This window comes from Undibacterium sp. YM2 (assembly GCF_009937975.1).
In the GTDB taxonomy this organism is placed as follows: Bacteria; Pseudomonadota; Gammaproteobacteria; order Burkholderiales; family Burkholderiaceae_D; genus Undibacterium.
Window position 1 is genome coordinate 200,698 of record NZ_AP018441.1, and the last position, 12,854, is coordinate 213,551.

Sequence of the window (12,854 nt, forward strand, 5' to 3'; positions counted from 1 at the left end):
AAGCAAGAACTCCAATAATGACTAAAGCACCAGCAGAAAAACCGGCAAAATCAACCCTGTCTTCCCGCGCACCAAATAAAGCCCAGCTTGCAGCGGCTGAGCAATGGTTGATGACGATTCAAGACGATATTGCGGGGCTCATCACGTCAGGTTGGGAGGTGGCAATTGCGGCTCCTGGTGACCTGGCCGTTGATTTTTACCGCAACCTGTTTGCCGCCGCGCCTGCCGTGATTGAATTATTTTCTGGTGACATGACAGAGCAACAGGGGCGCCTGACCCACACGCTGGAAGAAACAGTGGCGTTGGTGCATCAGCCTGAGCATCTGTTGTTGCTATTGCACGCATCCGGCGTGCGGCATCACCACTACCAGGTACAGCAGGCTTATTTTGGCGTAATGCGCAATGTCTTGATTGATACTTTGGCGACCCGAGGCGGTGCCGGGTTTACAACTGCACACCGCGTTGCCTGGGAAGGATTGTTTGATAACATGGCGACAGTCATGCAACATGGCATGGCCACTGCGGCAAAAAACTAATACAGTCCACTAGCCTGCGTTTTTATGGTGAGGCCTTGACAGGGGCGCCTGCGCTGTATTGCCCGTTTTTATCTGTTGCATCGACCTTGCCATCAAAGCGTTCAAGCATGGCAAAGCTGGGCGCATCTGCAGCTTTGATCAATTTTCCATAATAGAAAACCTGGCGCGAGGTTTTTGCATATCCCATTGCCAGATACTGCAATGAGGCAGCATCTTCTTTACTGATGACATCGCCATGGTAATAGGCTTTAATGCCATCAATCGCATAGCCTTGTTCTACTACTTTGAAGTTACCGTAGCTGACGCCTTTGAGACTTCCGCCTATGGCAAAGCCATCCACGTAATAAATTTTTGTGCGGTCTTTGGCATAGTGGGCATCGAGTGGTGTGAAACTAAGTCCGTCACTGCCTGCAATTTCATTCTCACGGTAATAGCCGCGCAATTTGTCTTTGGCGAAAAAGTGATCCAGCAGCACGAAACTGTCTATATCCTGCACTGGCACTACCTTGTCCTGCCTGAACAGATGTGATTTATCCCTGGCAAGATAGCCATCGCTCATCATGCGGAAACTGGCCGGGTCAGCATCCCGTATTTTTTTGATGACTATGCGTTTGATGCTCCAGTATTCTTTGCTGTCACGCTCCGTATCGCAAAAAAATACCATGGACTTGTCCTTGGCATAGTATTTACTGAGTACCTGAAAACTGGCGCTGTCGCTGGCATCATTACCGTTAAAAATCGGCGTGCCGCGGTAATAGGCATAGCGCGCATCCTTGGCAAAATAGTCGTCTATGGGCGTGAAGTTGACGAGCTCATGCTGGCTGTCCATGACCACGCCATCGTAATGCCATTTACCCTTCTTTTTGTAATAGGCGGATTCATTACCGCAACCAAACAGGAAAGAGATGATGCCCATGAGGATGACCCAGGGTGGATATTTTTTGAGTTGCCCTAGCATCTGCCTGAACCCGGATTCGTCATCTTGCTCAGATAGCTTGCGTACTTTGCCAGGCTGTCGAAACTGCCTGTGTCAGATGTATTTTCATTGACAACCGAAGCCTGCAATTGTGCATACACTGTGTCAGGATCAATCTGGCAGCGGTAGCGAAAAAACAGATTCGGTTGCTGGCCTGCAAAGTGCTGTGCCAGCTCTGCCGATGCATCCATCATCACGCGGGGTTCCTGCCATTGCTGGGCCAGTACGCCTATGGTCTTGATCTGGCTCCCTGATGATTCTATGACCCAGGTCGCTCTGCCACCGCTGATGGATGGCAAAAATTTTGCCATGCGGATTTGCTCCAGCAAACCGGCCAGACTGGTATTGGCAGGGACGGCAATGTTTTCTGCATGCGACACGGTGTCGTCGCCCGCATGCACGCTGTCCCTGTCTATACGTATAAGTAGCATGGCGTGTTCTGTGTGCTTGCGCGACTTGTTACGCCAGCCATAGGCCAGACCCAGCACAGCGAGACATGTTACCCAGAATGCCCAGTCAGACATCGTTTTCTCCTTGACGAATGAGTATTGATTGACGATGCCTGATCCCGGCAATATGCATCAGAAGGCTGCAGAGACGCCGTCAATGCGATCCAGGCGGATGACGATGCGGCTGGCCTGCTGGTTGCGGCCTATCACATATTTCTCTTCCAGGGCTGTGACCACCATGGCGACATTGGTGCCGCTGGCATGCACGGTAACACCCTTGTTTTTCTCTTTGCTTTCTAGCAGGGTGGCACGGAGAGTGTCTTTTTCGCTGGCAGACGCCGGGTCGGCAGCGCCAGCACTGCCAGTAGCGACGACGGACGTAATCACCAGTGCCTGTATCAGGTGGGTCAGTTTCAGGCAGTTCAGTTTGATCATGATGTGTCTCTTTCTTGATTGGTTGATATAGCTTGAATGAAAGTCTGGCAAGTTTGCACCTGGCATGTCGTTAGTGATAGATACAAGTCCTGGTCTAGTGGATAGATACAAGTGAAATACAAGCCAATAAGGAATTTTTCTTTCCTACCTCTTTTTCATGAAACTGCAAATCAGTCCGCCTGTGGCAAACCGGACTTGCCAGAGAGAGTCTTTCACAGACTGGGGCAGAACTCAATATGCTTAATGTCATATAAAAAACTGACAAGCGACACTTACTTTATAAATGCAGACTTGTGATGATGTTTGCCAGATTTGATATCTGTAACTTTATTTTTTATTGCGACAGCGTGCATTTTCATGTGTTCATGTCGCTTCGTCAGGAGGAATAGCATGAAACTGCATCAAAAACTGAGCAGGGCACTGGCCTTTGGCTTTTGTCTGGCCATCACTTCGGTGACCATCGTCTCGCTGTCTGTACCGACGGCAAATGCGGCCACAACCCCGGCACGCATAGGGTTCTCCTCCAAAACCGTGGGTTTTGAGGCCAGCAATGCGCGCAATGCCGGTTCCACAGAATATGCGCTCATAGAATTCATCACCGAGACCGGTTTGACAGACGCGTCGGTACCGATCACGGTGAGCAGCAGTAACCCATCACTGATGACAGTCAGCAAGCTCGCCGTCGCCAATGCCCTGGGCAATTATGTGCTGACCGTGCCGGCCAACGCACCGTCAGGCAGCGCCACCGTTACGGCCAGCGCGACAGTGGCGGGTGTGGTGTATTCCCGTTCGCGGGTGTTTGTGATTACGGCGGCGGGTACAAGCGTACCGCCTGTCAGCGGTTCATCCACCATCACCAGAGCGACCACACCGACCATGAATGCCGACCAGTCTGCCTGTGCGGCCATCAATTACTATGATGTGGGCGTGGGCAAGACCTACACTGCCCTGGGCCAGCTACCCTGGAGCCAGTTGAAAGGCTGTGACACGGTCAGGATTTATGCCAAGCCTGACAACCTGCCCTACCATGAAATGATCTTGATTTCAGCAGGTACCAATCTGGCACCAACTGCACCCGATAAATTCATGCGTGTGATCGGTGTACCTGATCCTGTGACTGGTGCGCGCCCCATCATCGATGGTGCGCCAGATGCCCAGGGCAAGCTGGCAACGCAACTGGAGACATTGCCAGGCCAGGCTGCCCGCACCCTGCAATATCATGACAATGCCAGCGCTACCCGGGTGCTGTACAAGCTGGGCCTGGTCATGGTGGGGCCGCAGGCTGGCTACAACTACAATAATGGCCCTGCAGGTTATATCAGTATCGAAAACCTGGATATCCGCAATTCCGTGTATGGTAATTCTTTCTCTGATGCGCTGGGCAAGAAGACCGATAGCTATGCTGCTTTTGGCACCTGCCTGTTTGTCGAAGCTGCGGCACATCTGGTAGTGAAAAATAATGTCATGCACAATTGCGGCAACGGCCTGTTCATTAATTCCAAAAACGGTACGTTGGTGGAGTTGTCACAAGATGTGCTGATCGAGGCGAATACCTTCTACAACAACGGCAATGCACCTGTTGCCAATGTGACTAACGGTTACTCCGAGCACAATAGTTATACTGAAGCACGCGATATCATTTTTCAGTACAACTATTTCGGTGATGTGCGCCCTGGCGCTTTTGGCGATTGTTTGAAAGACCGCTCATCTGGCCTGATTGTCCGCTACAACACTTTTGCATCCAGTTGTGGTCTGCAACTGCACTTGATGGATTCTACCGGTGGCAATGCGCTTATCTATGGTGAACCAAACTATGCATCGACCTATGTCTATGGCAATCTGTTTGATGTGACGCCAGGCAGCAATAACACCAACCTCGTCAATTATGGTGGTGACAGTGGCCTGACTGCAAACTACCGTCAGGGCACCCTGTTCTTCTACAATAATACGATGGTGGTAAGGGGAGACGCTACCCATGGCATTTATCCTGAGACACTGATGTTTAATCTGGGCATGCCGAATGCGGTTGCCGATGTCAGGAATAATCTGTTCTATGCACTGCCTGTCACAGCGGGGTCTGCAGGTAAAGTGCAAGCCATGGCACTGGGCAAGGGTACCGTCAATATGACGAATAACTGGGTCTCACCTAATGCTGCGCAGTATTGGATAGGGCACTTGACAGGCGCAGTCGTGAACGGCTGGAACACCAATCTGGGTGGCAATAATAATCCGGTATTGGCGAACGTGGCACAGCATGATTATCGCCCGGCCCTTGGTTCACCTCTGATCAATGCGGGTAATGGATTGGGTAACCTCACATCCAGCTTGCTGCCAGTGGCACAACCTGGTGCGGTGATCTTGCGCAAGCAGGATGGCATGATAGACATTGGTGCGTTTGAATTTTGATGAAGCGATGATTCAGTCATCGTCGATATTGCAGATGTAAAAAAAGCCCGCTGCTTGCATGACGATTAATGCAGGCAGCGGGCTTTTATCTTGCGCTTGTTCTATGAACAGGTCGTCACAGGATTGCCGCAATATGATCCAGGTGACATCCATCCCTTTGCGCTTTTATATTGTATCTCCAGCCATTCGCCATGACAGCTTTGTACTGATGCACCTGCCTCTGCAGGGATTTTTCCTGTCATCGCGCTCTGCACCATCGGGCTGGCACGCAGGCTGACACTTGCTTTTGCATTGATGCCAGTCAGGGGCGCGTATACCCAGCCTTCTCCTTTGAAATATACTTCGCCGCCCACGCCGCTGACCTGGCGAACCCGCAGCCATTTTCCGGCAGAGCCTGTGATGTCCATTTGTGAATCGTTATCTTTGATGATGGTCAACACCTTGTGTTCAGAACCCGGGCCGCTGCGGATATTGCTGCCATCAGCGTCAGGGTCAATGGAAAAAACTTTGAGCTTGCATGCGGTCACTTCAGGCTCGGCATGCGCCACATTGCTGTACAGCGCGCTGCTCATGAACAGTAAACTGCAAAAACAGCAGGCGCTAGTTTTGGATAGGGAGAGTGGCGTATTCATAGTCACCGCGATTGGGTGTAAAGGTATTAAGTGGATGGAAGACCAGCGCGAAAAGTCTAGCACGCTTTACTCACGGCCAGACAGGAATTGCAGCAGATAAGACAATTGAATTGAGTTCTGGCTCTTCAAAGAGTGAAACGGTGGGTAATCGCAGTCATGCCGGTGTTTTTTCCTGATGACAGCTTATACTATGCATCATCCCCAAAAAAATAAATGCCTGAGCAATGACTACCTCCACGACCCCAAAAAAAACTGTCCTGCAAGCCACTGATCTGACTTTTGAATATCCTGACCGCCCTTTGTTTAGCAACTGGTCGTATGACATACCCGCAGGTATTACGCTGGTGCTCGGCGGTGATGGCCGGGGCAAGACCAGTTTGCTGCAATTGCTGGCAGGTGAATTAACTGCTCAAAGCGGGCAAGTGCATATAGGGGATGTGGCCTTGTCTGCGCAGCCTGAGGCATACCGCAGCCAGGTATTCTGGGTAGACCCGCGTACGGATGTTTATGATCAGATGCCTGTGCCGGACTATTTCGCTCTCGTGCGCAAGGCATACCCCGGTTTTGATGATGCGGTATTGGCACAAGCCATAGAGGGTCTTGGTTTGACACCGCATATCAACAAGCAGATGTTCATGTTATCGACAGGCAGCAAGCGCAAGGTCTGGCTGGCGGCAGCTTTTGCTGCCGGTGCGACCATCAGTTTGTTGGATGATCCTTTTGCTGCACTGGACAAATCATCGATAGAATTTATCACAGCCATGCTGAACCAGCTTGCCGCTAATGCAGCCAGGGCCTGGGTGCTGGCAATGTATGTGAGGCCGCAAGGCCTGGCCTTGTCTGGCGTGATAGATTTAGGAGACTGAGTTAGGTGACTGAGCTTGGTAGCACAATTGATTGACTGAGCTCAGTGAGCGATATTCGGATAGCTCACGATAATGCTCAGGGCTTCTGTCCCTGTTTGTTTGATACCCACTACTGCGCCCTTGTATAAGTAGGCGGCCATGCCCGCTTTCAGGGGCGCAGTCTTGCCATCTGAGGTCACGCTGCCTGTGCCAGAGAGCACATAATAAACCTCGTCATGGGCTATAGGGTGCAAACCTATTTCTGCACCAGGGTGCAGTATGCGTTTCCTGAATTCCATGCTGCGCGGTGCCGGCGCTGCATCACTGATGCGGTAAGCCGTGGACATGCCTATCGCGCCGTGGGGCGGTGGCTCATCGCGTTTGACTTCTTCTTCATTGATGATGCTCATGGCGGGTGCAGTATCCGCTGCTACGGCCATGCATGTATTGCTGTTTGCCACCAGCACGCAGCAAAATAAGGTGAGCGCTATTTTCATTGATACCTCTGGCTATGTGTTTTGATTTTCTGCACTGGCAAATTCTGCTACCAGCAAGTCGATGAACAGGCGTGTGCGTAGCGGCAGGTAGTGGCGCGATGGATACATGATTTGTATCGGTGCGCTGATATCTGCCCACTCCGGTAAAACTTCAATCAACTGGCCGCTTTTAAGGGCCGCTGCCATGTCCCAGCAAGAACGCCTGACCAGACCAAGACCCGCACATGCCCAGTCATGTGCCTGTTCGCCATTATCGGTCAGCCAGTTGCCGCGTACCCTGATTGTTTGTTCTTCGCCGGATGTGCTCGAATGAAAATGCCAGTCTGCATGCATGGCTGACGATGGCTGCATGAGTATGCAACTGTGCTGCAGCAAATCTGCTGGTACTTTGGGTTTGCCATGCCTGGCGAGATAGTCCGGGGCAGCGCAAACGATGCGCCTGTTGTTTGCCAGTGTGCGCGCAAGCAGGCGTGAGTCGGTATTGGCCCCTATCCTGATGGCGCAATCGAAACCGGATGCGACGAGATCAATGAGCTGGTCGCTGAGCGACAGTTGCACCTGCAGACCGGGATACTGGCCTGCAAATTTCGCCAGTGCCGGGCCTATGTAATGCCTGCCCAGGGCAACCGGTGACGATACCCTGAGCAGGCCCCGCGGCTCAGTCTGGCCCTGGCCCAGTTCAGCCTCGGCATTGGCAACATCCAACAAAATGGCCTGGCAGCGCTCGAAATACAGCGCACCTTCTTCCGTCAGGCTCAGGTGACGTGAACTGCGTTGCAGCAGGCGTGTGCCCAGCGCAGCTTCCAGCCGGCTCATGCGCTTGCTGCCTACGGCTGGTGAAAAGCCCAGTTCACGGCCCGCAGCAGACAGGCTGCCACTCAGCACAGCCTGGACAAACAGCTTCATATCGGCCAGTTCTATCATGTGCAAATACCTTATCTTTTCAAAATTGGAATAGATGCTTTGATTATTAAGTCTATTTTCAATTAATTGGAATGGTAGCACAGTAGTGTTCAGGCGAATTTCGCTTTACAACTCAATCAGCCAGTAATGAAAGGAAATATCATGCATGCCAAATTTTTAGCAGGTCTTAGTCTATTATTAAGTATCATTGCTTATGCAAGCGCAGCTTATGCGCAAGACGACTTGCCAGTACCGCGTAACATCGTTGCCGACAAGTCCATCCCGGCTGCGCAGCAGCAAAACATGGCACTGGCGGCACGGCGTTACTATGCTTTCTGGAATACCGGCGACGCGCAGTTTGCACAAGCGGCGCTGGCAGATAATTTTATGGACAGGAATTTGCCAGCGGGCCGGCCACAAGGTCCTCAGGGCGCCTTGTTTGCCTCAAAAAATTTTCGTGCAGCCGTACCTGACCTGAAGCTGGAGGTGGAAGAGATGTTGCTGGTCGGTGACCGTGTCGTAGGTCGCCTGCATTTTACCGGTCACTTTAGCGGCAGCTTCCATGGACAGCAAGGCGATGGCCGCAAGGTCGATTTCATTGCGACAGATATTTACCGCATAGCTGATGGCCGCATTGCCGAGAACTGGCATCTGGAAGATAACCTGACTTTGTTGCAGCAATTGGGCGTCGTCAAACAATGATATAGGGAGCCTGAAATGAAAAACCAAATCAACTTGCCCGCCGGGCAGTTCTGGCCAGATGGCATACGCATGGTGGTTTCTGTTTCCATGCAGTTTGAAGCCGGTGCGCAATCAGAGCATCAGAATGGCTCACCTTTTCCTGCCATGGCAGATACCAGTCTGCCTGACTTGCCCGCCCGCACCTGGTTTGAATATGGTGCACGTGAAGGCATACCGCGCATGCTGGATTTGTGGGACAAATTCAAGATACCGGTGACTTCACACATGGTAGGGCAGGCGGTATTGCAAAGGCCGGAGCTTGCCAGGGAGATCGTCCAACGCGGTCATGAAGCGGCAGCGCATGGCCATAGCTGGACGCCGCACTGGACCATGAGCGAGGCTGAAGAGCGCGCATCGTATATCGCCAATATCGCAGCGATAGAACAGGCGACCGGCACACGGCCTGTCGGTTTTAATGCCTTCTGGTTGCGTGGCACTCCACGCACCCTGGGGATATTGCAGTCGCTGGGTTTCACTTATCACATTGATGATCTCAGTGCCGATGAACCGATGACGACCATAGTCAATGACCAGGCCTTTGCGATTGTGCCTTACACCTTGCGCAATAACGACATTGCCCGCTTTGGGGCTGAGGGGCCATTGACGGCGCAGTCTTTTGGCCAGGAGTTACGCGATGAATTTGATCAGTTGTATATAGAGTCTGAATACAGGCGGCGCATGATGTCTGTCTCTCTGCATGACCGCATAGGTGGTACTCCGGCGCGTGTCAAAATGCTAGGGGAGTTTTTGCAGTATGCCCTGCAACATCCTGGCGTGGTCTTCATGCGCAAGGACAAAATAGCTGAGCTGGCACTGAGTATGCCGGATGTGCCTGTGAAGTAATTGAGGACCAGCTGGGAAGGGGCGATGCTGTGTGTAAAAAGCATCACCCCGTCAAAAGCTGTTGTGTGGCAGAGTCAATCTCTGGTTTATACACCGCCAAAAAAGCGTACCCATTTCGATACTTCATCATCCGGGCCTACGCTGCGCTCGGTGCAGATGTTTCTCCTGCCTGCACCGTTGTCTTTTAACTCGCCGGTATCGGTGATGTAATACGCAGTGCGATACCACTCTTCTTCATTCTTGAAGTTGGGTTTGTGGATGATCATGGTTTGTATCATGGTAGGCATGACTTTGCCTTCCTTGGTCTTGCAATTCCATTTGACGGCTGAGCCTGTGTCATCACCCTTGATGCCGACCACCTGGTTGCCGCTGAATTGCTGCCAGCGTATCTGGTAAGTCACATAAGGCAGCTTGCTGGCAACGGCCTTGAATTCGGGATTATCCTTATTCGCGGGCACAGTATCGACGACAACCAGCAAAATATCAACATTGCGTTTGAAAGGCATCTTGCGGTAGTTCGGACTTTCCCTGACCCAGTAAGAGACAAAATAATTGCCTGCCTTCGCCTCATAGACTTTGCGCAATGATTTATCCGTGAACAGCGCCTCGCGTGATTCCAGCACCAGTTTATAGCCCAGTTGTTCACCTCTGACATTGATGGCTGAGTAGGCAAATTCACGGTATTTCTTGTCAACTGCCATGCGGCTGTATATGGGGCTGTCGGCGCGTTGGGTGATGACATCGGCCTTCTGGTCCATACTCGGCAGATCGGTCCAGATTTGTGCCTGTGCTGCAGCACTGAGACCGCAAAGGGCAAGGCTGATCAACTGATGTGAAATTTTCATTCTGTATCTATCAAAAGCTAGTCGACTTTATGGCCTATGGTCAAAGAGAAATGCTGTAATTGATCAAGGAAGGCCTTGTTGGAAATATAGACACTGACGATGCTGCGTTCTGCATCATTGATCCAGAACTTGATATAACCTATGGCTTTCTGCTTGATAAACAGTTTGATCAGCACATGAAATATACCGGCGCCTATGGCAGCCCCCAGCACAGCCTGGCCTTGTGGCGTACCGGCTGAGCCGCCGACCATGAAGCCGGTGATCTGCGTCCCGCCTGGCTCGAACATCTCCCAGCGCAATAACTGGCTGGCTGCTACGGTTTTCCTGATTTTGCCGTCGATCAGGAAAATCGTATTGGTGTGGTAGTTGATCGCCATCGCATTGTCGCCACAGATGTCGATGCAGGATTCAGTAGTGACCTGTGACATGTCACGTATTGCTTTGATCATGTCCTGATGTGCCTGTTTGGCTTTGCGATAATTCGAATAAAAACTGTAAGGTATCCAGAGTAAAATCGGGAGCCCGAAGATATTACGCAGGTACTGCTCGTGAACGACACTTGCCAGCAGGTATAGCAAAACCCAGGCAATCAATAGTGTGCGTACATTCGGGCGTTTGAGCAAACTCAGTATGACCATGATTACTCCGTGGCTTTACAAGGGCAACACTTGCGCCATGTTTTGCGAGTAGATGACCCGCACTGGCTGGCCTACGTAATAGTTGCGTCCCTGTTGTTCCTGGGTGACAGTGATCAGGCTGCCATTGCTGCGCAGGCGCACGACAATTTCCAGGCCCGCTACGTTGACTACGGAGTTTTGTTCTGCGATGGAATTGCCGACTACGCCGCCAACCACGCCTCCCAATACGGTGCTGACCTTCCTGCCGTTGCCCTTACCTATCTGGTTACCCAGGGCGGCACCTGTCACTGCACCAACGACCGCACCTGTGGCCCCGGTTTTCCCCTGCTTTTGTAGCGTAGTTCTGCGCAAGTCCTGAATATCGCCGACATCGCCAGCCTGTTGATCCTGGAAACCACCGGCCCTGACATTGCTGTATTCATTTTGCGCGGGAGTGGTTGTGCAAGCCGTAGCGGCAACAAGAAACAGTGCCAGTGGGATAAATTTTTTCATTTATAGAGTAGCCTCATGCAGGATTTACGGAAATATGACGGTGTTTTCCCAGACTATTATAAATATCAAACTATAAATAATTCCCGATTTATATTGTAAGTTTGTATTTCAAATTCAAACTTAATGAAGTTTTTGATAATGCTTTTATTGTAATATTATTCAATGTTTCTGAATAGCAGGCGCCCGCCGCCACATTGTTGTTGCTTGCCGAAAACAGATCGCCAGCCTGGGGTCAGCTTCATTTTCTTGATAAGCAAATTCGAAATGCTTCCTTGTTATTTAAAGGCAGTATTTTTATGATCGATTTCATTATTTAAACTCATTTCAACAAAGGGACATCTTGATGAAGCTGGAAACCATAGCAGTACACGGTGGTTACACACCTGACCCGACCACGCGCGCTGTTGCCGTGCCTATTTATCAGACCGTTGCCTATGCCTTTGATAATACCCAGCATGGTGCGGATCTGTTTGATCTCAAAGTACAAGGTAATATTTATTCACGCATCATGAATCCCACCAATGATGTGCTGGAAAAACGCGTGGCTGAGCTCGAAGGCGGTATTGCCGGTCTGGCCCTGGCCTCGGGCCAGGCGGCAATCACCTATGCGATACAGACTATCGCCGAGGCGGGTGACAATATCGTCTCTGCCTCTACCCTGTATGGCGGTACCTATAATCTGTTCGCCCATACCCTGCCGCAGTTCGGCATAGAAACCCGTTTTGCTGATTACCGCGATCCTGAATCCTTTGCCAGGCTGATAGATGCTAAAACCAAGGCCGTGTTTGTAGAGTCTATCGGTAATCCGCTGGGTAATATCACAGACATCGAAGCGATTGCCAAAGTCGCCCACCGCCATGGCGTGCCGCTCATCGTTGATAACACCGTGCCTTCCCCTTATCTGTTGCGCCCTATAGAATTTGGTGCAGATATCGTTGTGCATTCACTGACCAAATACCTCGGTGGGCATGGCAATTCCATAGGTGGCATCATCGTTGATTCTGGCAAATTCCCCTGGGCTGAACATAAAGAAAGATACAAACGCCTGAATGAGCCTGACGTGTCTTATCACGGCGTGGTGTATACCGAAGCGCTGGGGCCTGCCGCCTACATAGGTCGCGCCCGTGTTGTGCCGCTGCGCAATACCGGCGCTGCGTTGTCGCCCTTCAATGCCTTCCTGATCTTGCAAGGCATAGAAACTCTGGCCTTGCGCCTGGACAGGATTACCGACAACACCATCAAGATTGCCCATTACCTGGACAAGCATGCGAAGGTGAAGTGGGTGAATTATGCCGGCTTGCCTGAACACAAGGACCATGCGCTGGCGCAGAAATACCTGGGCGGCAAACCGTCTGGCATCCTGACCTTTGGTCTCGAAGGCGGGCGTGACGCCGGTGGCCGCTTCCAGGACGCTTTGCAGTTATTCACCCGCCTGGTGAATATAGGCGATGCCAAGTCGCTGGCCTGTCATCCTGCCAGCACTACCCATCGTCAATTGAACCCTGAAGAGCTGGCCAAAGCCGGTGTCACTGAAGATACCGTGCGCTTGTCTATAGGCATAGAACACATTGATGACCTGATTGCTGATCTGGAGCATGCACTGGCTGCAACCTAGC

The 12,854-nt window shown here is 51.5% G+C and carries 15 protein-coding genes; 6 read left to right on the forward strand and 9 right to left on the reverse strand.

Going from position 1 to position 12,854, the window contains the following annotated elements:
• Positions 1 to 17: 17 nt before the first annotated feature.
• On the forward strand, positions 18 to 536 hold the full coding sequence (locus UNDYM_RS00925; protein ID WP_162039337.1) for a globin domain-containing protein: 519 nt from the start codon (positions 18 to 20) through the stop codon (positions 534 to 536).
• Between the two features lie 22 nt (positions 537 to 558).
• Here the strand turns inward: UNDYM_RS00925 and UNDYM_RS00930 are convergent, their stop codons facing one another.
• From UNDYM_RS00930 to UNDYM_RS00940, 3 genes are read right to left on the reverse strand one after another with little or no spacing between them, the layout of a single operon-like run.
• The gene (locus tag UNDYM_RS00930; protein WP_162039338.1) at positions 559 to 1,494 is read right to left on the reverse strand and encodes a DKNYY domain-containing protein; all 936 of its coding nucleotides are present in this window, start codon (positions 1,492 to 1,494) and stop codon (positions 559 to 561) included.
• On the reverse strand, positions 1,488 to 2,036 hold the full coding sequence (locus tag UNDYM_RS30290; protein ID WP_197740965.1) for a hypothetical protein: 549 nt from the start codon (positions 2,034 to 2,036) through the stop codon (positions 1,488 to 1,490). The genes UNDYM_RS00930 and UNDYM_RS30290 overlap by 7 nt, the downstream gene beginning before the upstream one ends.
• A gap of 57 nt (positions 2,037 to 2,093) precedes the next feature.
• A complete protein-coding gene (locus tag UNDYM_RS00940; protein WP_162039339.1) occupies positions 2,094 to 2,396 on the reverse strand; it encodes a hypothetical protein in 303 nt (100 codons plus the stop codon).
• A 390-nt stretch (positions 2,397 to 2,786) separates the two neighbouring features.
• Here UNDYM_RS00940 and UNDYM_RS00945 point away from each other — a divergent pair, with 390 nt between their 5' ends.
• Positions 2,787 to 4,802 carry a hypothetical protein gene (locus UNDYM_RS00945; protein ID WP_162039340.1) on the forward strand — a complete coding sequence of 672 codons (2,016 nt, stop codon included), beginning with the start codon at positions 2,787 to 2,789 and terminating at the stop codon, positions 4,800 to 4,802.
• Between the two features lie 101 nt (positions 4,803 to 4,903).
• Here the strand turns inward: UNDYM_RS00945 and UNDYM_RS00950 are convergent, their stop codons facing one another.
• Positions 4,904 to 5,374, reverse strand: a complete 471-nt coding sequence (locus UNDYM_RS00950; RefSeq protein WP_162039341.1) for an SH3 domain-containing protein — start codon at positions 5,372 to 5,374, stop codon at positions 4,904 to 4,906.
• A gap of 284 nt (positions 5,375 to 5,658) precedes the next feature.
• On the opposite strand from UNDYM_RS00950, the gene UNDYM_RS00955 reads away from it, so the two are divergent.
• Positions 5,659 to 6,300: an ATP-binding cassette domain-containing protein gene (locus tag UNDYM_RS00955; RefSeq protein WP_162039342.1), complete on the forward strand. Its 642-nt coding sequence runs from the start codon at positions 5,659 to 5,661 to the stop codon at positions 6,298 to 6,300.
• A 41-nt stretch (positions 6,301 to 6,341) separates the two neighbouring features.
• On the opposite strand, the gene UNDYM_RS00960 is transcribed toward UNDYM_RS00955, so the two are convergent.
• Positions 6,342 to 6,776: a cupin domain-containing protein gene (locus tag UNDYM_RS00960; protein ID WP_197740966.1), complete on the reverse strand. Its 435-nt coding sequence runs from the start codon at positions 6,774 to 6,776 to the stop codon at positions 6,342 to 6,344.
• 12 nt (positions 6,777 to 6,788) lie between these two features.
• Complete coding sequence (locus UNDYM_RS00965) at positions 6,789 to 7,700, reverse strand: LysR family transcriptional regulator (protein WP_162039343.1); 912 nt, start codon at positions 7,698 to 7,700, stop codon at positions 6,789 to 6,791.
• Positions 7,701 to 7,841: 141 nt separating this feature from the next.
• On the opposite strand from UNDYM_RS00965, the gene UNDYM_RS00970 reads away from it, so the two are divergent.
• Together UNDYM_RS00970 and UNDYM_RS00975 are read left to right on the forward strand one after the other, a co-directional pair.
• Entirely contained in the window at positions 7,842 to 8,381 is a 540-nt protein-coding gene (locus UNDYM_RS00970) for an ester cyclase (RefSeq protein ID WP_174244913.1), read from the forward strand.
• A gap of 15 nt (positions 8,382 to 8,396) precedes the next feature.
• Entirely contained in the window at positions 8,397 to 9,263 is an 867-nt protein-coding gene (locus UNDYM_RS00975; RefSeq protein ID WP_162039345.1) for a polysaccharide deacetylase family protein, read from the forward strand.
• A gap of 86 nt (positions 9,264 to 9,349) precedes the next feature.
• Here UNDYM_RS00975 and UNDYM_RS00980 read toward each other — a convergent pair whose 3' ends face one another.
• From UNDYM_RS00980 to UNDYM_RS00990, 3 genes are read right to left on the reverse strand one after another with little or no spacing between them, the layout of a single operon-like run.
• On the reverse strand, positions 9,350 to 10,108 hold the full coding sequence (locus UNDYM_RS00980) for a hypothetical protein (RefSeq protein WP_162039347.1): 759 nt from the start codon (positions 10,106 to 10,108) through the stop codon (positions 9,350 to 9,352).
• Positions 10,109 to 10,125: 17 nt separating this feature from the next.
• Positions 10,126 to 10,746 carry a hypothetical protein gene (locus UNDYM_RS00985; RefSeq protein ID WP_162039349.1) on the reverse strand — a complete coding sequence of 207 codons (621 nt, stop codon included), beginning with the start codon at positions 10,744 to 10,746 and terminating at the stop codon, positions 10,126 to 10,128.
• Positions 10,747 to 10,761: 15 nt separating this feature from the next.
• Positions 10,762 to 11,238 carry a glycine zipper 2TM domain-containing protein gene (locus UNDYM_RS00990; protein WP_162039351.1) on the reverse strand — a complete coding sequence of 159 codons (477 nt, stop codon included), beginning with the start codon at positions 11,236 to 11,238 and terminating at the stop codon, positions 10,762 to 10,764.
• 343 nt (positions 11,239 to 11,581) lie between these two features.
• Here UNDYM_RS00990 and UNDYM_RS00995 point away from each other — a divergent pair, with 343 nt between their 5' ends.
• Positions 11,582 to 12,853, forward strand: coding sequence for an O-acetylhomoserine aminocarboxypropyltransferase/cysteine synthase family protein (locus UNDYM_RS00995; protein WP_162044391.1), 1,272 nt, complete (start codon positions 11,582 to 11,584; stop codon positions 12,851 to 12,853).
• The last annotated feature ends 1 nt before the right edge of the window (position 12,854 follow it).

Coding starts and splice junctions, on each gene's coding strand:
- UNDYM_RS00985 (WP_162039349.1), bottom strand. CDS start 10,746: ATGGTCATACTGAGTTTGCTCAAACGCCCGAATGTACGCACACTATTG.
- UNDYM_RS00930 (WP_162039338.1), bottom strand. CDS start 1,494: ATGCTAGGGCAACTCAAAAAATATCCACCCTGGGTCATCCTCATGGGC.
- UNDYM_RS00950 (WP_162039341.1), bottom strand. CDS start 5,374: ATGAGCAGCGCGCTGTACAGCAATGTGGCGCATGCCGAGCCTGAAGTG.
- UNDYM_RS00965 (WP_162039343.1), bottom strand. CDS start 7,700: ATGATAGAACTGGCCGATATGAAGCTGTTTGTCCAGGCTGTGCTGAGT.
- UNDYM_RS00975 (WP_162039345.1), top strand. CDS start 8,397: ATGAAAAACCAAATCAACTTGCCCGCCGGGCAGTTCTGGCCAGATGGC.
- UNDYM_RS00990 (WP_162039351.1), bottom strand. CDS start 11,238: ATGAAAAAATTTATCCCACTGGCACTGTTTCTTGTTGCCGCTACGGCT.
- UNDYM_RS00925 (WP_162039337.1), top strand. CDS start 18: ATGACTAAAGCACCAGCAGAAAAACCGGCAAAATCAACCCTGTCTTCC.
- UNDYM_RS00960 (WP_197740966.1), bottom strand. CDS start 6,776: ATGAAAATAGCGCTCACCTTATTTTGCTGCGTGCTGGTGGCAAACAGC.
- UNDYM_RS00945 (WP_162039340.1), top strand. CDS start 2,787: ATGAAACTGCATCAAAAACTGAGCAGGGCACTGGCCTTTGGCTTTTGT.
- UNDYM_RS00980 (WP_162039347.1), bottom strand. CDS start 10,108: ATGAAAATTTCACATCAGTTGATCAGCCTTGCCCTTTGCGGTCTCAGT.
- UNDYM_RS00995 (WP_162044391.1), top strand. CDS start 11,582: ATGAAGCTGGAAACCATAGCAGTACACGGTGGTTACACACCTGACCCG.
- UNDYM_RS30290 (WP_197740965.1), bottom strand. CDS start 2,036: ATGTCTGACTGGGCATTCTGGGTAACATGTCTCGCTGTGCTGGGTCTG.
- UNDYM_RS00955 (WP_162039342.1), top strand. CDS start 5,659: ATGACTACCTCCACGACCCCAAAAAAAACTGTCCTGCAAGCCACTGAT.
- UNDYM_RS00940 (WP_162039339.1), bottom strand. CDS start 2,396: ATGATCAAACTGAACTGCCTGAAACTGACCCACCTGATACAGGCACTG.
- UNDYM_RS00970 (WP_174244913.1), top strand. CDS start 7,842: ATGCATGCCAAATTTTTAGCAGGTCTTAGTCTATTATTAAGTATCATT.